At 73.5% G+C, this 19,419-nt stretch carries 16 protein-coding genes; 7 read left to right on the forward strand and 9 right to left on the reverse strand.

Going from position 1 to position 19,419, the window contains the following annotated elements; translation table 11 throughout:
• Positions 1-19: 19 nt before the first annotated feature.
• The gene (locus tag ACZ5D2_RS12040; RefSeq protein WP_468928814.1) at positions 20-1,462 is read right to left on the reverse strand and encodes an ATP-binding protein; all 1,443 of its coding nucleotides are present in this window, start codon (positions 1,460-1,462) and stop codon (positions 20-22) included.
• Positions 1,459-2,163 (reverse strand): hypothetical protein, encoded by a 705-nt coding sequence (locus ACZ5D2_RS12045; RefSeq protein WP_468928815.1) that lies wholly within the window; start codon positions 2,161-2,163, stop codon positions 1,459-1,461. Before ACZ5D2_RS12045 ends, ACZ5D2_RS12040 begins: the two co-directional genes overlap by 4 nt.
• Positions 2,164-2,333: 170 nt before the next feature.
• Here ACZ5D2_RS12045 and ACZ5D2_RS12050 point away from each other — a divergent pair, with 170 nt between their 5' ends.
• On the forward strand, positions 2,334-2,783 hold the full coding sequence (locus tag ACZ5D2_RS12050; RefSeq protein WP_371678632.1) for a gamma-glutamylcyclotransferase family protein: 450 nt from the start codon (positions 2,334-2,336) through the stop codon (positions 2,781-2,783).
• Positions 2,784-2,814: 31 nt separating this feature from the next.
• Here the strand turns inward: ACZ5D2_RS12050 and dnaG are convergent, their stop codons facing one another.
• From dnaG to ACZ5D2_RS12070, 4 genes are all read right to left on the reverse strand, one after another.
• Positions 2,815-4,722 carry a DNA primase gene (gene dnaG / locus ACZ5D2_RS12055; RefSeq protein ID WP_371678633.1) on the reverse strand — a complete coding sequence of 636 codons (1,908 nt, stop codon included), beginning with the start codon at positions 4,720-4,722 and terminating at the stop codon, positions 2,815-2,817.
• A gap of 34 nt (positions 4,723-4,756) precedes the next feature.
• Complete coding sequence (locus ACZ5D2_RS12060) at positions 4,757-6,031, reverse strand: NAD(P)/FAD-dependent oxidoreductase (RefSeq protein ID WP_371678634.1); 1,275 nt, start codon at positions 6,029-6,031, stop codon at positions 4,757-4,759.
• Between the two features lie 93 nt (positions 6,032-6,124).
• On the reverse strand, positions 6,125-7,441 hold the full coding sequence (locus tag ACZ5D2_RS12065; protein WP_371678635.1) for a deoxyguanosinetriphosphate triphosphohydrolase: 1,317 nt from the start codon (positions 7,439-7,441) through the stop codon (positions 6,125-6,127).
• 56 nt (positions 7,442-7,497) lie between these two features.
• On the reverse strand, positions 7,498-8,232 hold the full coding sequence (locus ACZ5D2_RS12070) for a sirohydrochlorin chelatase (RefSeq protein ID WP_371678636.1): 735 nt from the start codon (positions 8,230-8,232) through the stop codon (positions 7,498-7,500).
• Between the two features lie 653 nt (positions 8,233-8,885).
• Between ACZ5D2_RS12070 and ACZ5D2_RS12075 the strand changes: the two genes are divergently transcribed.
• The 5 genes from ACZ5D2_RS12075 (at position 8,886) to ACZ5D2_RS12095 (ending at position 13,496) form a co-directional block, all read left to right on the forward strand.
• Positions 8,886-9,500 carry a SanA/YdcF family protein gene (locus ACZ5D2_RS12075; RefSeq protein ID WP_371681275.1) on the forward strand — a complete coding sequence of 205 codons (615 nt, stop codon included), beginning with the start codon at positions 8,886-8,888 and terminating at the stop codon, positions 9,498-9,500.
• A gap of 60 nt (positions 9,501-9,560) precedes the next feature.
• Entirely contained in the window at positions 9,561-10,331 is a 771-nt protein-coding gene (locus tag ACZ5D2_RS12080; protein ID WP_371678637.1) for a glucose 1-dehydrogenase, read from the forward strand.
• A 94-nt stretch (positions 10,332-10,425) separates the two neighbouring features.
• Positions 10,426-10,590 (forward strand): hypothetical protein, encoded by a 165-nt coding sequence (locus tag ACZ5D2_RS12085; RefSeq protein WP_371678638.1) that lies wholly within the window; start codon positions 10,426-10,428, stop codon positions 10,588-10,590.
• Positions 10,591-10,635: 45 nt separating this feature from the next.
• Positions 10,636-12,717 carry a molybdopterin oxidoreductase family protein gene (locus tag ACZ5D2_RS12090; RefSeq protein WP_468928819.1) on the forward strand — a complete coding sequence of 694 codons (2,082 nt, stop codon included), beginning with the start codon at positions 10,636-10,638 and terminating at the stop codon, positions 12,715-12,717.
• Positions 12,718-12,806: 89 nt separating this feature from the next.
• On the forward strand, positions 12,807-13,496 hold the full coding sequence (locus tag ACZ5D2_RS12095; protein WP_371678640.1) for a DUF6445 family protein: 690 nt from the start codon (positions 12,807-12,809) through the stop codon (positions 13,494-13,496).
• On the opposite strand, the gene ACZ5D2_RS12100 is transcribed toward ACZ5D2_RS12095, so the two are convergent.
• A complete protein-coding gene (locus ACZ5D2_RS12100) occupies positions 13,493-14,182 on the reverse strand; it encodes a hypothetical protein (RefSeq protein ID WP_468928821.1) in 690 nt (229 codons plus the stop codon). The two genes, ACZ5D2_RS12095 and ACZ5D2_RS12100, sit on opposite strands and share 4 nt — an antisense overlap.
• Before the next feature lie 289 nt (positions 14,183-14,471).
• On the opposite strand from ACZ5D2_RS12100, the gene ACZ5D2_RS12105 reads away from it, so the two are divergent.
• Positions 14,472-15,539 (forward strand): RNA polymerase sigma factor, encoded by a 1,068-nt coding sequence (locus ACZ5D2_RS12105; RefSeq protein ID WP_371681276.1) that lies wholly within the window; start codon positions 14,472-14,474, stop codon positions 15,537-15,539.
• Between the two features lie 67 nt (positions 15,540-15,606).
• Here ACZ5D2_RS12105 and ACZ5D2_RS12110 read toward each other — a convergent pair whose 3' ends face one another.
• Together ACZ5D2_RS12110 and ACZ5D2_RS12115 are read right to left on the reverse strand one after the other, a co-directional pair.
• On the reverse strand, positions 15,607-17,529 hold the full coding sequence (locus ACZ5D2_RS12110) for an ABC transporter ATP-binding protein (protein ID WP_371678642.1): 1,923 nt from the start codon (positions 17,527-17,529) through the stop codon (positions 15,607-15,609).
• Positions 17,526-19,259, reverse strand: coding sequence for an ABC transporter ATP-binding protein (locus tag ACZ5D2_RS12115; protein WP_371678643.1), 1,734 nt, complete (start codon positions 19,257-19,259; stop codon positions 17,526-17,528). Before ACZ5D2_RS12115 ends, ACZ5D2_RS12110 begins: the two co-directional genes overlap by 4 nt.
• Between the last annotated feature and the right edge of the window lie 160 nt (positions 19,260-19,419).

Consider the following 19,419-nt stretch of genomic DNA (forward strand, 5'->3'; position numbering starts at 1 on the left):
CGGGTGACGGGCCCCTTCCTCAGGCCCGCGGAAGGGTCACCGTGGCTGCCGCGCCCGAGGGGTCCGGGTTCGACAGGGTCACGGCGGCGCCGATCACCTGGGCCTGGCCGAAGGCGATGGTCAGGCCGAGCCCCGTGCCCTGGCCGCGCTCCGCCGCACCCGTCTTGAACCGCTGCGGACCCTCCCGCAGCAGGCTCTCGGGGAAGCCCGGCCCGTGGTCCCGTACGGTCACCGAGGCCCCGGACACCGTCACCGTGATCGGGCCGGCCCCGTGCCGACGGGCGTTGAGCAGCAGGTTCGTCAGGATCCGCTCCAGGCGCCGGGCGTCCGTCCGCACCAGCGCGCCGGCGCCCGCACGGCCGTCCGTCCAGCGGCCCGTCCCCCCGTCCGCACGGCCGTCCGTCCGGTCCCGCGCACACCCGGCCGGCCGCTCGTCGGGCGCGCAGTTCCGCCGCTCGTCGGGCCCGCCGGCCGGCCGCCCGTCCGGCCCGCCGCCCGCCGCGCCGGCCCGTACGTCCTCCGTGCCCGACAGCCGTGCGCTCACGCCCGAGCGCCGCGTGATCGAGGCGACCAGCGGCCCCAGCCGGTGCTCCTCCAGCTGCGCCTCCTCCCGGTTCGCGTCGAGCCGGGCCACCTCCAGCAGGTCCTCCGTCAGCGTGCGCAGCGCTCCCACCCGGTCGCGCACCAGCTCCGTCGGCCGTCCGGGAGGCAGCAGCTCGGCCGCCGTGTGCAGCCCCGTCAGCGGGGTGCGCAGTTCGTGCGCCACGTCCGCCGTGAACCGCTGCTCGGCCTCCAGCCGCTGCTGCAGGCTCGCCGCCATCGTGTCGACCGCCGAGGACAGCTCGGCGACCTCGTCGCGGCTCCCCGGGACCCCCGAGGCCCCGATCCGCGCGTCCAGGTCGCCCGCGCTGATCCGCCGGGCCGTCTCCGCGGCCGACCGCAGGTCCTTGCTGAGCCGGCTGGCCAGCAGCGCCCCGCCCACCGCGGAGAGCGCCACCACGCCGGTCCCGGACGCGATCAGCTGCCCGTCCAGCTCCGCCAGTTCGGCCTGCTCGGCGGTGAGCGCCTGCCGCACCGTCAGCACCCGGCCGCCGCCCACCGGCCGCGCCGCCCACACCGCCGGGTGCGGTCCGGACAGGTCGAGATAGGTGCTCCGCCGTCCGGCCAGGGCGGCCTCGCGCAGCGGCGCCGGCATGCCGGGGCAGTCGATCCGGGCGTGGGCCTCCCCGACCTTGTCGAAGTCGAGCCGGCCGGTGAGTTCGTAGACCTGCCGTACGCGGACCAGCTGCTCGGTGGCGCTCTTGCGGGCCGCGTCGGCCACCTGGCGCACCCGTGCCTGGTGGATCAGGACGCCGATGGTGACCGCGACCAGCGAGCAGCCGACGGCCAGCAGCACGGCGATCTTCCAGCGCAGTCCCAGGGCCCGCAGCGGCCGCCGACCGCGGGCCGGCAGGACCCTCACCGCGGGGCCGGCCCGTCCGTGCCGGCGCGTTCCGAGGGACCGGGGGACCCGGGGCCGCGGCTCGGGCAGGACGTGTTGAAGTGCCGTTCGTCGCTGACCACCGTCATCCGTTCGCCGTCCCAGCGGTAGCGGACGGCCTGCTCGGATCCGTCGTCGGCGGCGATCCGGACCAGCAGGTCCGGGCCCAGGGACTCGACGGCCATCCGCCGCCCGACGGTGAAGAGGATGGGGACGATCCGCTCGCCCCGGGCGGTGTAGACGCTGAGGGCGGTCCGCCCGCTCTCGGTGTCGGTGGCGACGAGGAGGTCCTGCTTCCCGTCCCCGGTCACGTCGAGGTGGACGGCCGGGCGGACCCCGGCCCGCCCGGGAGCGTCGATCCTCCCCTTGCCCAAGAACGGCTTCATCCGCTTGTCCGCCCGTACGACGTCCAGCTCGTTCACCGCCGCGAGGCCCTCAGGACCCACCGCGGGCGCGCCCGCCAGCGGCGCCGGGGGTGGCTGCCGGGTCCCCGTCTCGACCCCCGCGGCCCTGGGCGAGTCGTCGGCCCAGGCCGGCCAGAGCGTCCGCGGCAGCGGCTGGAGGGAGACGGCAGCGACGGGCTCGCCGACGGCCAGTCCGCCGGGTGCGGCGCACCCGCCCAGGGCCAGCGCGGTGGCGGACAGCAGCAGGGCGGCGGTGGTGCGGCGGGGTGATCGCGTCATGGGGAGGGAACCGTCGGGGTGGGGAGGGGGGCGGCTTCCGACCGTAGTCGGCGACCGTCACGGGGGCCGGGAGAACGTGTAACAGCGGGGCGTACGGTGGTGGTCCGCGCGCAGGTCGGGACCTTCGGCCCGGAGCGCGGACTGCCCAGTGTGAGCCGAGGGAGGGCCCTGTGACATCGGTCGATCGGCCGCAATCCGGCGTACTGCCGTTCTTCGTGTACGGGACGCTACGGCCGGGGGAGGTCAACCACGCCCTGTTCCTGCGGGGCCGGACGGCGGCCGAGGAACCCGCCCGGCTGCCGGACGCGGCGCTCTACGAGGGGCCCGGCTACCCGTACGCCGTCGAGCGGCCGGGCTCAGCCATCGCCGGGGAGCTGATCACCCCGGCGCCCGGCGCGTACGGGGAACTGCTGGCCGCGCTGGACCTGCTGGAGGAGTACGCGGGCCCGGACCGCCCGGGGAACGTCTACGACCGGGTCGCCCGCGCGGCCGTCCGCCCCGACGGCACCCGCGTCCGCGCCTGGGTCTACCTGGCGGCGGCCCCGCTGGCCCGGCGCCTCGCCGCATCGGGCACCGAGATCCCGGGCGGCGACTGGCTCCGCCGCGGCGACCGGGTGTAGCAGCCGGGACGGCCCGGCCGCCGGCCCCGGCTCAGAGCCCTTCGGCCCCGCGGTTGCGCAGGCGCTGCCCGTACTGCTGGAGGACCCACAGTTCCTGCTGGACCGCCGCGTGCTGCTCCGGCGGGGCCTGCGGGCTCAGGCGGGTCAGGGCGCCCTGGATCTCCAGGACGCGGCGGTCCACGGCACGCAGCCGGACCTGGACCAGCTGCACCCCCGCGTACACCTCGTCCACCGTCTTGGCGTGGATGGCCTCCACCGCCAGCTCCGTGACCATCGCGCGGACGGTGTCGTTCGGCGCGGCCTCGCGGACCCGGACCAGGTAGTCCTCCGTGCCCTGGGCGGCGCCCCCGGCGTCCTGGATCGCCTGGCGGACCGCGGCGTAGGGCGGGGCGGTGAACTCGTCGATCCCGTAGGCGTCGAAGGCGGGGGAGACCAGCGCGGGGCGCTGGAGCGCCAGCTTCAGCAGCTCGCGCTCCGTGCGGTGGGCGGGGCTGCGCAGGTTCAGTGCGGGACCGCCCCGGTCCGCGGCGGGCGGCTGCGCGGCCGGGGCCTCCTGGGGCGCCCGCCCGCCACCCCGGCCCTGCTGCGGCTGGTTGCCGCGCTCGCGGGCCCAGCGCGCCAGTTGCGCGACCCGCTTGACGACGAACTGCTCGTCGAGGATGCCCAGCATGCCCGCCAGCTGGACGGCCGACTCGTGCTGGATCGACAGGTCCTTGATGCTCGCGACGACCGGAGCGGCCTCGGCCAGCGCGGCCGCGCGGCCCGCCGGGTTCTCCAGGTTGTGCCGGCCCACGATGTGCCGCAGCGCGAACTCGAACAGCGGGGTGCGGGAGTCCACCAGCCCGGACACGGCGGCGTCGCCCTGAGCGAGCCGCAGGTCGCAGGGGTCCATCCCGCCCGGGGCGATGGTGATGGAGGTCTCCGCGGCGAACTTCTGGTCGTCCTCGAACGCCCGCAGGGCCGCCTTCTGCCCGGCCGCGTCACCGTCGAAGGTGAAGATCACCTCAGCGGTCGCGTTGTCCATCAGCAGCCGGCGCAGGATCTTGATGTGGTCCCCGCCGAAGGCCGTGCCACAGGTGGCGATGGCGGTGGTGACCCCGGCCAGGTGGCAGGCCATGACGTCGGTGTAGCCCTCGACGACCACGGCCCGGGAGGTCTTGGCGATCTCCTTCTTGGCCAGGTCGATGCCGTACAGCACCTGGGACTTCTTGTAGATCGCCGTCTCGGGGGTGTTCAGGTACTTCGGGCCGTTGTCGTCGTCGCGCAGCTTGCGCGCGCCGAAGCCGACGACCTCGCCGCTGATGTCGCGGATCGGCCACATGAGCCGGCCGCGGAACCGGTCGATGGGCTTGCCGCTGCGGCTGTCCTGGGCCAGGCCGGAGAGGATCAGCTCCTTGTCGCTGAAGCCCTTGCCGCGCAGGAACCGGGTCAGGTGGTCCCAGCCGGCCGGGCTGTAGCCCACGCCGAAGTGCTCGGCCGCCGCCTGGTCGAAGCCGCGCTCCGCCAGGAACCGGCGGCCGATCTCCGCCTCGGCCCCGCCGAGCTGCTCCGCGTAGAAGAGGGCGGCGGCCTTGTGGGCCTCGACCAGGCGGATGCGCTCGCCGCGGCCGCTGGTGCCGGCGGTGTAGCCGCCCTCCTCGTACCGCAGGGTGATGCCGGCCTGGCCGGCCAGCCGCTCGACCGCCTCCGAGAAGGAGAGGTGGTCGATCTTCATGATGAAGTCGAGGGTGTCCCCGCCGGCCTGGCAGCCGAAGCAGTGGTAGAAGCCCTTGCTGGGGCTGACCTGGAAGGACGGGGACTTCTCGTCGTGGAAGGGGCACAGGCCCTTGAGGTTGCCGCCGCCGGCGTTGCGCAGCTGGAGGTACTCGGAGACCACGGCGTCGATCGGGACCGCGTCCCGTACCGCCTTCACGTCGTCGTCGTTGATCCGTCCTGCCACGCGTGAAGTCTACGGCCGGGCGCGGACAAACCCGTCAGGCCCCCTGCGCAGGCAGCAGCGAGGTGAGCGGAACCTCCGGGTCCGTGAGCAGGTCGGCCTGCACCGGACGTCCCGACCTGATCAGGGCCTGGATCTGTTCGGTGACGTCCCACACGTTCACGTTCATGCCGGCCAGCACCCGGCCCCCGGAGAGCCAGAAGGCGATGAACTCCCGCTTGCCCACGTCCCCGCGGATCAGCACCTGGTCGTAGCTCCCGGCCGGGGCGTACCCCGAGTACTCCAGGCCCACGTCGTACTGGTCGGAGAAGAAGTACGGCACCCGGTCGTAGCTGACCTCCCGGCCCAGCATCGCCCGCGCGGCGGCGGGGCCGCCGTTGAGGGCGTTGGCCCAGTGCTCCACCCGCAGCCGGGACCCGATCCACGGGTGGTGCGCGGCGGCCACGTCCCCGGCCGCGTAGATGTCCGGATCGGAGGTGCGCAGCGACTCGTCGACCGCGATCCCGCCGCCGTGCTCCCGGTCGACCAGGGCCAGGCCGGAGGTCTCGGCGAGCGCGGTCCGCGGCGCGGCGCCGATCGCCGCGAGCACCGCGTGCGCCGGGTGCTCCTCGCCGTCCTCCGTCCGTGCGGCCAGCACCATGCCGTCCTGGCCGACGATCTCGGTGAGCCGCGCCCCGAAGTGGAAGCGGACCCCGTGCTCGGCGTGCAGGTCCGTGAAGAGCCGGCCGACCTCCGGGCCCAGCACCGCGTGCAGCGGGGTGGCCAACGGCTCGACCACGGTGACCTCGGCCCCGTACTCGCGGGCCGCCGCCGCGACCTCCAGGCCGATCCAGCCGGCGCCCGCGATCAGCAGGTGGCCGTTGTCCCGGCCCAGGGAGGCCAGGACGCCCCGCAGCCGCTCGGCGTGCGCGAGGCGCCGCAGGTGGTGCACGCCGGCCAGGCCCGTTCCCGGGACGTCCAGGCGGCGCGGTTCGGCGCCGGTGGCCAGCAGGAGCTTGTCGTAGTGCAGCAAGGTGCCGTCGCCCAGGCGCACCGTCTTGGCGGCCCGGTCCAGGTGGACGGCGGGCTGGCCCAGGTGCAGTTCGATCTCGGCGCTCGCGTACCAGGACGGCTCGTGGACGAAGACGCTGTCGCGGTCCTCCTTGCCCACCAGGTAGCCCTTGGACAGCGGTGGCCGCTCGTACGGATGCTCGCGCTCGTCCCCGATCAGGATCACCCGCCCCGTGAACCCCTCCGCCCTCAGCGTCTCGGCGGCTTTCGCCCCGGCGAGCCCTCCGCCGACGATGATGAACGTCTGGTGTGCGTCGACCACCTGATGCCTCCTCATAACCTCTTCGCCACATGCGACCACATGCGAGCGTCCCGCACCGAGCCTGCCGCGTGAAGGGGGAATGGCCCGATCGGCTCACCCCCCGGTGCGCCGCCCGCGTCTGGTGAGGCGTGCGTGCAGGGAGCGGGCGGAGGCATCGGTCAGGCACGCGATCTGGTCGATCACCGCGCGCTTGCGGGCCCTGTCGTCCGGGGCGGCGTCGAAGATCGCCCGGAACTGGGGGTCCAGCCCCTCGGGTGCGCGGGCGCTGAGCGCCTCGGCGAGTTCGGCCAGGACGATGCGCTGGTCCGCGCGCAGCCGCTCCTGTTCGTCGCGCTGCATCACGTACAGGTCGGCGACGGCCTTGAGGACGGCGCATTCGTTGCGCGCCTCGCGCGGCACCACCAGCTCGGCGCCGTAGCGGGTGAGGCGGCCGGAGCCGTACGCCTCACGGGTGGCGCCCTCGGCGGCCAGGCAGAAGCGGCCGACCAGCTGGCTGGTGGCGTCCTTCAGCCGGGCCTGGGCCACGGCCGAGCCGTCGTAGCCGTGCGGCCACCAGTCCTCCTCCATCAAACGGTCGAGCGCCTCGCGCAGTTCCTCGGGCTCGGTGTCGGCCGGGACGTAGCGGCCGATGGCGACCCGCCAGATGACGGCCCGCTCGGGCTCGGCGAACAGGAGGTTGGGGTCGAGGTGCCCGGCGTGCAGACCGTCCTCGAAGTCGTGCACCGAGTACGCGACGTCGTCCGCCCAGTCCATGACCTGGGCCTCGAAGCACTTGCGGTCGGCGGGCGCGCCGCGGCGCAGCCATTCGAAGACCGGCAGGTCGTCCTCGTAGGCGCCGAACTTCACCGAGCCGGGGTCGGTGGGGTGGTTCCCCCGGGCCCAGGGGTACTTGGTGGCGGCGTCCAGGCAGGCGCGGGTGAGGTTGAGGCCGACACTGACGGGTTGCCCGCCCGCCGGGTCCGGCACGAACCGCTTGGGCTCCAGCCGGGTCAGCAGGCGCAGCGACTGGGCGTTGCCCTCGAAGCCGCCGCAGTCCTTGGCGAACTCGTTGAGCGCCTCCTCGCCGTTGTGCCCGAAGGGCGGGTGGCCCATGTCGTGGGAGAGGCAGGCCGCCTCGACGAGGTCGGGGTCGCAGCCCAGGGCGGCGCCGAGCTCCCGGCCGATCTGCGCGCACTCCAGGGAGTGGGTCAGCCGGGTACGGGGGCTCGCGTCCCACTCGTAGGAACGTGTCCCCGGGGTGACCACCTGGGTCTTCCCGGCGAGCCGGCGCAGGGCGGCCGAGTGCAGCACGCGCGCGCGGTCGCGCTGGAAGGCGGTGCGGCCGGGGCGCTTGTCGGGCTCGGGGGCCCAGCGCTCGGTGGCGGCCGTGTCGTAGGACTCGTAGGCGGGGGCGTGCGGGGTGCCTTCCATGCTCAGACGTTAACCGGAGTCACCGACAATCCGAGCAATCCGAACGAACACCGCCTTTATGCGCTGGCCAGTTCGCGCCGGTCGGCCTCGCGGGCGAGGGCCTCGTCGTAGCGCTGGAGGACCAGCCTGGCCAGCGCCGGATGGGCGCCGAGCGGGGCGGACGCCGGACCGGGCGCGGCGGCGGCGCCCGCGGAGGCGAACCGGCCCGGGGCGGCGAAGTACGAGGCCACCGCGATCCGGTGGTGGCCGCGTGCGGTCAGCGCGCGCACGACCTCGGGGACGCCCGGTGTGGCGGCGGTGTTGGCGGAGGCGTAGGCCGGCGCCACGGGTATCCCGCCGAGCCGCTCGGACAGCTGGGCGGCGGTGCGCCGGGTGTCGGCGGCGGATTCGGGGTCGCGGGATCCGGCGGCGGCCAGCACGACGGCCGCGCCGTCGCGTCGGCCCGGGTTCCAGCCGGCCTCCAGGAGACGTTCGAACAGGGCCTCGACGAGCAGCGGGTGCGGCCCCAGCGGCGCGGCGACGCGGACCCGCAGGTGTGCGGCCCGGGCGGCGGAGGCGGGGAGGTCCCGTTTGACGTGGGTGCCGCGCCCGAGCAGCAGCGGCACGAGCACCGCCTCCCCGGACAGTGCGCGCAGGGTGTCGCCGAGCAGGGGCCGGTTCAGCTCGATGTGGCCGAGGCGGACGTCGAGGCGGGGGCGGAGCTCGCGGACCCGTTCGAGGAGGGCGAGGACGGTACGCGGGGCGCGCGGGTCGCGGCTGCCGTGGGCCACGGCGACGAGGGTGGGCTGCATGGGTGGGCTCCGTGGTGCCGGGCGCGTGGCGGGCGCAGTCCGCTGAGCTGGGTGCCGAGCTGGTCGGTGATCCGGGACAGCAGCTCGGCCGCGCTGCCGAAGGGGAGGGGGAGGGGAAGGGTTTCGGGAGGGTGCACCGGCTCCGTCATGAACCGATACTGCGCGCCGGAGGTTGCGTGGGCGTTGCGCCGGGGTGACGGGTCGTTTCGGCCGGCTCACTCGCTCATTCGTACGGGTGAAAGCGGGGGCGGGTGGAACTGGCGGGCCGGGGCGGTTCGTCAATCCGTGCGAACGAGGCGTGGAGCGAGGGGGGATCGGTCATGGGGAAGCCGGAGCAGGTCAGGGGCGCGGGCGCGGGCAGGGGCGCGGGTACGGACGCGGGCACGGACCTGAGTGCGGACGCGGGTACGGACGCGGGTACGGACGTGGGTACGGGCATGGGTAAGGGCGTGGGCGCCGACATGGGCGCGGGCGGGAACGCGAGCGTGGGGACGGGCGCGGGGGCGAGTTCGGGCGTGGTGAGGGACGGGGTGACGGACCGGGTGACGGGCGGGGTGGTGGTTGCCGGGCCGGAGCTCGGTGCGGGGTCCGGGCGGTCGCGGGCGGGGTGGCCGCGGACGGTGCGGGCGAGGCGGCGGGCGGTGCGGGTCGTGATGGGGCTGTGCGTGCTGGCGCTGCTGCCCGCGACGTGGACCCACGTGAGCGCGGCCGACCGGCTGCGGACCACCGCCCGCGCGCCCGCGGCGGAGGTGGCCGTGGTCTTCGGGGCGGGGCTGTGGAACGGCCGCCCGACCCCGTACCTGGCCAACCGGCTCGACGCGGCCGTGGAGCTGTACCGCGCCGGCAAGGTGAAGGTGGTCCTGGTCACGGGGGACAACAGCCGCCGGGAGTACGACGAGCCCGACGCGATGCGGACCTACCTCACCGCTCACGGGGTCCCGGACGGGCGGGTGGTCAGCGACTACGCCGGCTTCGACACCTGGGACTCCTGCGTGCGGGCCCGGGAGATCTTCGGGGTGCACCGGGCGGTCCTGGTCAGCCAGGGGTTCCACATACACCGGGCCGTGGCCCTGTGCCAGGCCGCGGGTGTGGACGCGTACGGGGTCGGGGTCGACGACGCGCACGACGCGACCTGGTACTACGGCGGGGCCCGCGAGGTGTTCGCGGCGGGCAAGGCGGCGCTGGACGCGGTCCTCCGACCGGATCCGACGTTCCTCGGGCCGAAGGAGGAGGGGGTGTCGCGGGCCCTGGGCGGTCTGGCAGACTGACGCCGCGATCGGCTATGCCGATTAGTCATATACCGATCTGTCTGGCAGGGGCGTGGAACCGTGGCTGTTGTGGATCTGAGCGGCAAGGTCGTCGTCATCACCGGTGGGGCCCGGGGGCTCGGCGCGGCGGTCGCGCAGGCCGTCGTGGACGGCGGCGGCCGGGTTCTGATCACCGACGTGCTGGAGGCGGAGGGCGCCGCGACCGCGGCGAAGCTCGGCGACGCGGCCCGCTTCCTGCGGCACGACGTGACCAGCGAGGACGACTGGCAGGCGGCCCTGGAGCACGCGGTCGCCGAGTTCGGCCGGATCGACGGGCTCGTCAACAACGCGGGCATATCCACCGGCCGGTTCCTGGAGCACGAGAGCGTCGAGCACTTCCGCCGGGTCGTCGAGATCAACCTGGTCGGCGTGTTCATCGGGATCAAGGCGGCGATCCCGCTGCTCCGGGCGAACGGCGGCGGTTCCATCGTCAACATCTCCTCCGCGGCCGGGCTCACCGGACTCGCCCTCACCGCCGGGTACGGGGCCTCCAAGTGGGGCGTGCGCGGCCTGTCGAAGATCGGCGCGGTCGAGCTCGCCGAGGCGGGGATCCGGGTGAACTCGGTGCACCCGGGCATGACGCTGACCCCGATGACGGCCCCTATCGGCATCCAGGCCGGCGAGGGCAACTACCCCGGCGCCCCCCTCGGCCGGGTCGGTGTCCCCGAGGAGATCGCCGCCGCCGTCGCCTTCCTGCTCTCGGACGCCGCCGGATACGTGACCGGCGCCGAGCTGGCCGTGGACGGCGGCTGGACGGCCGGCCTGACGGTGAAGTACCTGACCGGCCAGTGACGGGGCGTGCGGCTGTGCGGACGACTTCTGCCAGAGCATCCGGGGTGCCCGGCACGCACGTGCCGGGCACCCCCTACGGCCCGGCTTCCGCAACGTGCCCCTGCTCCCCGACCGGGGCATGCTGATCCTCGACGTCCTCCACGGCCGGATCGAGTACGTCGAGGTCCCGGACCGGCCCGAGTACCGCCTGCCGTTCTCCTCGCCGTCCCCCTCACCGTCCCCGCGGGACGGCGCTGAGGGGGAGAACCCCTGTCCGTAACGCGGGGGCGCGACCCGTGTAACACCCCCGGAGCAGGCTGGACGCATGTCCACGCCGGAAGCCGCCGCCCCCACCGCCACCCACTGCCCGTACTGCGCGCTCCAGTGCGGGATGCTGCTGCGTCCCACCCCGGACGGCACCACGGTGACGGTCGAGGAGCGGGCCGACTTCCCCGTCAACCGGGGCGCGTTGTGCGGCAAGGGCCGCACCGCCCCCGCCGTGCTCTCCTCCCGGGTGCGCCTGACCGAACCGCTCGTCCGCACCCACGCCGGGCGGCTCGTCCCGGCCACCTGGGAGGAGGCCCTCGACGCCGTCGCCGCGGGCCTCGCCCGCACCGCCCGCGCGCATGGCCCCGACGCGGTCGGCGTCTTCGGCGGCGGCGGGCTGACGAACGAGAAGGCGTACACCCTCGGCAAGTTCGCCCGCGTCGCCCTGCGGACCTCCCAGATCGACTACAACGGCCGGTTCTGCATGTCCTCGGCCGCCGCCGCGCACCAGCGGGCGTTCGGGCTCGACCGCGGCCTGCCCTTCCCGCTGGAGGACGTCCCGCGCACCGGCTGCGTGATCCTCGTCGGCTCCAACCTGGCCGAGACCATGCCCCCCGCCCTGCGCTATCTCACCGAGCTCAAGGCGAACGGCGGCACCCTGATCGTCGTGGACCCGCGCCGCACGCGCACCGCCGAGCAGGCCGACCTGCACCTGGCCCCGCGCCCCGGCACCGACCTCGCCCTCGCCCTCGGGCTGCTGCACCTGGTGGTCGCCGAGGGCCGCACCGACGAGGAGTTCATCGCCGCGCGCACCACCGGCTGGGAGGAGGCGCGGGCCGCCGCCATGGCCCACTGGCCGGAGCTGGTGGAACGGATCACCGGGGTACCGGTGCCCCGGCTCCGCGAGGCGGTGGGGATGTTCTGCGACGCCCCCTCCGCCATGGTCCTCACCGCGCGCGGCCCGGAACAGCAGTCCAAGGGCACCGACACCGTCGGCGCCTGGATCAACCTCTGCCTCGCCACGGGCCGGGCCGGCCGCCCCCTGTCCGGCTACGGCTGCCTCACCGGCCAGGGCAACGGCCAGGGCGGCCGCGAGCACGGCCAGAAGGCCGACCAGCTCCCCGGGTACCGCAAGCTCACCGACCCGGCGGCCCGCGCGCACGTCGCGGGGGTCTGGGGAGTCGACCCCGACACCCTGCCAGGCCCCGGACGCAGCGCCTACGAACTCCTCGACGCCCTCGGCACCGACGTACGGGCCCTGCTCCTGATGGGCTCCAACCCGGTGGTCTCCGCACCCCGCGCCGCCCACGTGGAGGAACGCGTCCGCGCCCTGGACTTCCTCGCCGTCGCCGACGTCGTCCTCTCCGAGACGGCCGCCCTCGCGGACGTGGTCCTGCCCGTGACCCAGTGGGCGGAGGAGACCGGCACCACCACCAGCCTGGAGGGCCGCGTCCTGCTGCGCCGCCGCGCCCTCACCCCGCCGCCCGGGGTCCGCAGCGACCTGGAGGTGCTGCACGGGCTCGCCGGCCGCCTCGGAGTGGAGAAGGGCTTCCCCACCGACCCGGAGGAGGTCTTCGAGGAACTCCGCCGCGCCTCCGCCGGCGGCCCGGCCGACTACTCCGGCATCTCCTACGCCCGCGTCGAAGCCGAACAGGGCGTCTTCTGGCCCTGCCCCGAGGGCTCGCCGGGAGAGCCCCGGCTCTTCCTGGACCGCTTCGCCACCGACGACGGCCGGGCCCGTTTCGTGCCCGTCGCCCACCGGGACGCCGCCGAGACCCCCGACGCCGACTACCCCCTGCTGCTCACCACCGGCCGGGTCGTCGCCCAGTACCAGTCCGGCGCCCAGACCCGCCGGGTGCCCGAGCTCAACGCCGCCGCGCCCGGCCCCTTCGTGGAACTCCACCCGCGCCTGGCAGCCCGGCTCGGGGTGAGCGACGGCACCCCGCTCGCGGTGACCTCCCGTCGGGGACGGGCGGTGGCCCCGGCCCGCGTCACCGACACCATTCGGGCCGACACGGTGTTCATGCCGTTCCACTGGCCGGGGGAGGGGCGCGCCAACTCCCTCACCAACCCCGCCCTGGACCCCGTCTCCCGGATGCCGGAGTTCAAGGTGTGCGCGGTCCGCGTCGAGCCGGCGTAGCCCGCCCGACGGTACCGAGACCATCTCTTGCCGCAGTCTTGGTCGACGCTTTGGCGCGGGGTCGAGAGCCCCGAACTACCGTTCCGGCCATGGTATTCCGCCCCCAGCAGCCTCCGGCCTCCCGCGCCCTCCCGGTGCTTCCGTACCGCAAGCCGACCCGAGGCCGCGACTACTGGGTCCTGGACGACGTGCTGCCCGACGTGGACGCCGTCCGGGCCCGTTGCCTGGCCAAGGAGGACTGGGTCCAGGGGGCCCCGCACAAGCCCGAGCCCTGGCCGGGACTGCGGGCCATGCCCGGTCTGGAGCCGCCCGAACTGGCCCGCGTGGAAAGGCTGGTGCGACAGGCGACGGGCGCCCGGCGGATCTGGCCCGAGAACCCGGAGGGCGCCGGCACCTTCAACCACAACTGCGTCCAGGTCGTCGGCGAGGGCGAGTGCGATCCCCGCCCGCACACCGACTCCCGCACCCTGTGCCGCTACGCCGCCGTGCTCTACCTCAGCCCCGGCACCCCGAAGGACTGCGGCACCAGCTTCTACCGCCAGAGCCTCCCCGGCGGCGTCCTCGGCGGCAACCAGGTCCTCGCCCCGCACAACAACCTGGTCGACGCCCTGGGCACCCGCTTCGTCCCCGAGGACTCCTTCACCGAGGACGTCCGCGTCCCGCACCGCTACAACCGGCTCCTGCTCTACTCCGCCAACCTGATCCACAGCGCGACCGGTTACTGGGGCACGACCCTGGAGGACAAGCGGATGACGGCCGTCTTCTTCTGGATGGCCTAAAGCCCCTCCCCGGCCCGCCCCTTCCCGGGCCACCCCTTCCCGGCCCGCCCCTCCCCGCTCCGCCGCTCGCCGCCCGGCTTCTCGCCGCCCGGCTCCGGCCCGTCCGCCGGGCCCGCCGGCGACAGGTCGCTGTCGTAGAGCACGAGTTCGCGCAACTCGCACGCGATCTCGTAGCCGGCCGCCACCAGTTCCGCGATCAGCGTGTCGCAGGCCGCCGCCGCCCGCGAGGCGCTGCCGCGCACCCGCTGGGTCACGTACCGCTCCTGCTCCGCTCCCGCGCCACCGGACCCCGGCCGGCCGCCGCCGGCCGTCCACGACAGACGGGCCCCGTGCGGGAGCACCAGCGCCTCCAGCGCCCCGTGGTCGTACCCGGGCGGCAGCAGCAGCCGCAGGTGGTGTTCGTGGTAGCCCCCGCCTGGGCCCGCCGGCTCCGTGCTCCAGGGCACCGTCTCCACCTTGACCCGGACCGGGTCGAAGCCCGCCGCCCGCAGCTGCGGCACCAGCCTCTCGTGACCCGTGCGGTCCGGCAGCGTCAGCATCGACCGGGAGCGTGCCCGGCCCCGGACCGGCGTGATGTGCGTGACCTTCAACTCCCGTGCCCCGGCCCATGATTCGAGCCGGGCCAGCTCCGCCGCGTCCGGACACAGGACCGTCACGTGGGTTTCGTAGGTTCCGTACGAAGACATGATGTCGATCATCTCGGACATGCGTCCGATCCGCATCGGGGTTCCCGGCGGGGGGTAACCATCCGGTCACGCACCGGACTCAGAAAGTGCTCGCACGCCCCTCGTGGCGGCGATGTGTCGTACCCCACACTGAGGTGCGGTGCTTGAGTCCTCGCCAGCCCTGGAGGTCGCCCCCGTGCAGACCCAGACCCTGACCGTGAACGTGAGCCGGCCGGTCGACGAAACCGCCGATGCGACCGGCACGGCCCGGACCGCCGCCGCTCCCGAGGCCCGAAGGGCGGACGAGGCCGTGGACGAGGCCGTGGACGAAGCGGCGGATCCGGCGGCCGAGGCGGCCGAGGACGGAGCGGCCGAGGACGGAGCGGCCGACGAGGGGCCCGAGGTCCTGGAACCGATCGAGCACGCGCCCCCGCCCCGGGCCCGCGGCGCGGAGGGCGGCGGGGCCGGACCCTCCGCGGACCTCTTCCGGCAGTACCTGCGCGAGATCGGCAGGATCCCGCTGCTCACCGCCGCCGAGGAGGTCGACCTCGCACGGCGGGTGGAAGCCGGGCTCTTCGCCGAGGAGAAGCTCGGCGGCGCCGCCGACCTCGACTCCCAGCTCGCCGTGGACCTCGACAGGCTCGTCGTCATGGGCCGGATGGCCAAGCGCCGGCTGATCGAATCGAACCTGCGCCTGGTCGTCTCCGTCGCCAAGCGCTACGTCGGACGCGGCCTCACCATGCTCGACCTGGTCCAGGAGGGCAACCTCGGACTGATCCGGGCCGTCGAGAAGTTCGACTACGCCCGCGGCTACAAGTTCTCCACCTACGCCACCTGGTGGATCCGGCAGGCGATGTCACGGGCCCTCGCCGACCAGGCCCGCACCATCCGCGTGCCCGTCCACGTTGTGGAGCTGATCAACCGTGTCGTGCGCGTCCAGCGCCGGATGCTCCAGGAGCGCGGCTACGAACCCACCGCCGAAGAGGTCGCCGTCCACCTGGAGCTGACCCCCGAGCGGGTGCTGGAGGTGCTCCGCCTCGCGCAGGAGCCGGTCTCCCTGCACGCGCCGGTCGGCGAGGAGGACGACGTGGCCCTCGGCGACCTCATCGAGGACGGCGACGCCGCCTCCCCCGTGGAGTCCGCCGCGTTCTTCCTCCTGCGCGAGCACCTGGAAGCCGTGCTGTCGACCCTCGGGGAGCGCGAGCGCAAGGTGGTCCAGCTCCGCTACGGGCTCGCCGACGGGCGGCCGCGCACCCTGGAGGAGATCGGCCGGATCTTCGGCGTGACCCGCGAACGGATCCGCCAGATCGAGTCCAAGACCCTCAACAAACTGCGCGACCACGCCTTCGCCGACCAACTGCGCGGCTACCTCGACTGACCGGCCCGCCCGGACGTGCGGAAGGGGGCGCCCCGAGGGGCGCCCCCTTGTCGCAGCCCGGCCGAAGCTAGTCGACCTCGGCGACCGCCTGGGCGAACTGCGCCGCGTACAGGCGCGCGTACGCGCCGTCCGAGGCCAGCAGCTCCTCGTGGGTGCCCTGTTCCACGATCGAGCCGTTCTCCATCACCAGGATCACGTCCGCGTCGCGGATCGTGGACAGCCGGTGCGCGATCACGAAGGACGTACGGCCGTGCGCCAGGCGCGCCATCGCCTTCTGGATCAGCACCTCGGTACGGGTGTCCACCGAGCTCGTCGCCTCGTCGAGCACCAGGATCACCGGGTCCGACAGGAACGCCCGGGCGATCGTGATCAGCTGCTTCTCGCCCGCGCTGACGCCCGCGCCCTCGTCGTCCAGCACCGTGTCGTAGCCGTCCGGCAGGGTGCGGACGAAGCGGTCGGCGTGCGCCGCCCGCGCGGCCTCCTCGATCTCCGCGCGGGTGACCTCGCGCGAAGCGCCGTAGGCGATGTTCTCCGCGATCGTGCCGCCGAACAGCCAGGTGTCCTGGAGCACCATGCCGATCCCGGAGCGCAGCTCCTCGCGGGTCATCTTCGCGATGTCCACCCCGTCGAGGGCTATCTCCCCGCCCGTGACCTCGTAGAACCGCATCAACAGGTTGACCAGCGTGGTCTTGCCGGCGCCCGTCGGCCCGACGATCGCGACCGTCTGGCCCGGCTCCACGCTCAGCGAGAGGTTCTCGATGAGCGGCTTGTCGGGCTCGTAGCGGAAGGCCACCTTGTCGAGGGTGACCTGGCCGCGCAGCTGCTCCGGACGCTCCGGAACCTCTGCGTCCGGCTCCTGCTCCTGCGCGTCCAGCAGCTCGTACACCCGCTCCGCCGACGCGACGCCCGACTGCACCAGGTTCGCCATCGAGGCCACCTGCGTCAGCGGCATCGAGAACTGGCGCGAGTACTGGATGAAGGCCTGCACGTCACCGATCGACAGGGTGCCAGAGGCCACCCGCAGACCGCCGACCACGGCTATCAGCACGTAGTTGATGTTCGAGATGAAGAACATCACCGGCTGCATGATGCCGCTGACCAGCTGCGCCTTGAAGGAGGCCCGGTAGAGCTCCTCGTTCTGCTCGGCGAAGACCGCCGCCGACTCCTTCTGCCGCCCGAAGACCTTCACCAGGGTGTGGCCGGAGTACATCTCCTCGATGTGCGCGTTCAGCGCGCCGGTGCTCTTCCACTGCGCCACGAACTGCGGCTGCGACTTCTTGCCGATCTTCGCCGCGACGAAGATCGAGACCGGTACGGTCAGCAGCGCGACCAGCGCCAGCAGCGGCGAGATCCAGAACATCATCGTCAGCACGCCGACGATCGTCAGCAGCGAGTTCAGCAGCTGACCCATCGTCTGCTGCAGGGTCTGCCCGACGTTGTCGATGTCGTTCGTCGCCCGGCTGAGCACCTCGCCGCGCTGCTGCTGGTCGAAGTACGACAGCGGCAGCCGCGACAGCTTCGCCTGGAGCTCCTCGCGCATCCGGTACACGGTGCCGTTCATGACGTGGTTCGACAGCCGCGTCGCGACCAGCATGAGCAGCCCCGCCAGCGTGAACACCACCAGCGCCCAGATCGCCACGACCCCGACGGCGCCGAAGTCGATGCCCTCGCCCGGGGTGAAGTCGGTGCCGGACAGCATGTCCGCCATCCCGTCCTGACCCTTGGCGCGCAGACCCTCCAGGGCCTGCTCCTTGGATATGCCGGCCGGCATCTGCCGGCCGACGATCCCGGCGAACACCAGGTCGGTGGCCTCGCCGAGGATCTTCGGTCCGACCACCGCGCAGGCCACGCTCGCGAACACGGCCGCGACCATGCCCCAGAGCTTGGCCCGGTCCTGCGCCAGCTGCCGCAGCAGCCGCTTGCCCGACCCCTTGAAGTCCATGGACCTCTGGGCCGGGCCCATCATCATCCGTCCTCCGGGCCCGCTCATGCGGCCTCCGCCTCCGTCAGCTGGGAGAGCACGATCTCCCGGTAGGTCTCATTGCCGGCCATCAGCTCGTGGTGGCGGCCCTCGCCGACCACCTGGCCCTCGTCGAGGACGATGATCCGGTCGGCGTCGCGGATCGTGGAGACCCGCTGCGCCACGATGACCACCGTCGCCTCCTCGGTCTCGCGGGCGAGCGCCGAGCGGAGCGCCGCGTCCGTCGCGTAGTCCAGGGCGGAGAAGGAGTCGTCGAAGAGGTAGATCTCGGGCCGCTGCACCAGGGTGCGGGCGATCGCCAGACGCTGGCGCTGGCCGCCGGAGACGTTCGTTCCGCCCTGGGTGATGGGCGCGTCGAGCCCGCCCTGCAGCTCGGAGACGAACTCCCTGGCCTGGGCCACCTCCAGGGCGTGCCACAGCTCTTCGTCGCTGGCGTCCGGGCGCCCGTAGCGGAGGTTGGAGGCGACCGTTCCGGAGAACAGGTACGGCTTCTGCGGGACGATGCCGACCGTCCTGGCCAGCAGCTCCGGGTCGAGCCGGCGCACGTCCTCCCCGTCGACCAGCACGTCGCCGCCGGTCGCGTCGAAGAGCCGGGGGACCAGGCCGAGCAGCGTGGACTTGCCGCTGCCGGTGGAGCCGATCACCGCGGTGATCTCGCCGGGGCGGGCCACCAGGTCCACCCCGCGCAGCACCGGCGCCTCGGCGCCCGGGTAGCGGAAGTCGGCGCCGCGCAGTTCCAGCTGCCCGCGCCGCAGGAGCTTGCGGACCGGCTCGGCCGGCGGGACCACGCTGGACTCGGTGTCCAGGACCTCCTGGATGCGCTCGGCGCAGACCTCGGCGCGCGGCACCATCATGAACATGAAGGTGGCCATCATCACGGACATGACGATCTGCATCAGGTAGGCCAGGAAGGCCGTCAGCTGGCCGATCTCCATGCCGTTGCTGTCCACGCGCATGGCGCCGAACCAGATGACGGCCACGCTGGAGATGTTCACGACGACGATGACGGTCGGGAACATCAGCGCCAGCAGCTTGCCCGAGGCGAGCGAGACGCCGGTCAGGTCGGAGTTCGCGGTGCGGAACCGCTCCTCCTCGTAGCCGTCGCGGACGAACGCGCGGATCACGCGGTTGCCGGTGATCTGCTCGCGCAGCACCCGGTTCACGGTGTCGAGGCGGTCCTGCATCTGGCGGAACAGCGGCCGCGTCCTGAAGACGATCGCACCGACCGCGAGACCGAGCACGGGCACCACCGCGAGGAGCACGCCCGACAGCTTCACGTCGAGGGAGAGCGCCATGGCGATGCCGCCGACGCACATGATCGGCGCCGAGACCATCAGGGTGAAGGTCATCAGGGTCAGCATCTGGACCTGCTGGACGTCGTTCGTCGTCCGGGTGATCAGCGAGGGTGCGCCGAACTGGCCCAGTTCGCGGGCGGAGAAGCTCTGCACCCGGTCGAAGACGGCGGCGCGGACGTCCCGGCCGAGTGCGGCCGCGGTGCGGGCGCCGTAGTAGACGGCGCCGACGTTGCACACGAGCTGCACGAGGGAGACGCCGAGCATCAGCGCGCCGAAGCGCAGGATGTAACCGGTGTCGCCGCTGACGACACCGTTGTCGATGATGTCCGCGTTGAGGGTGGGCAGGTAGAGGCTCGCACTGGTCTGCAGCAGCTGCAGCAGCACCAGTACGGTGATCGGTTTCCGGTACGGACCGAGGTGGGTCCGCAAAAGTCGTATGAGCACGCGCAGGCTCCGGTCGGCATGATCGAGGGGGTTCGGTCCATCTTGTGCCAACCGGACGGGTGATCCCCACCCGTTTTCGCAAAGCCCGGTCAAAAGGAGTAGGCCACCGCGCACCCCGCGACCTACGCCGCGCCGGGTCCGGTGGAGGGCCCCGGCGCGG

It is taken from the genome of Streptomyces sp. NPDC031479, assembly GCF_055581065.1.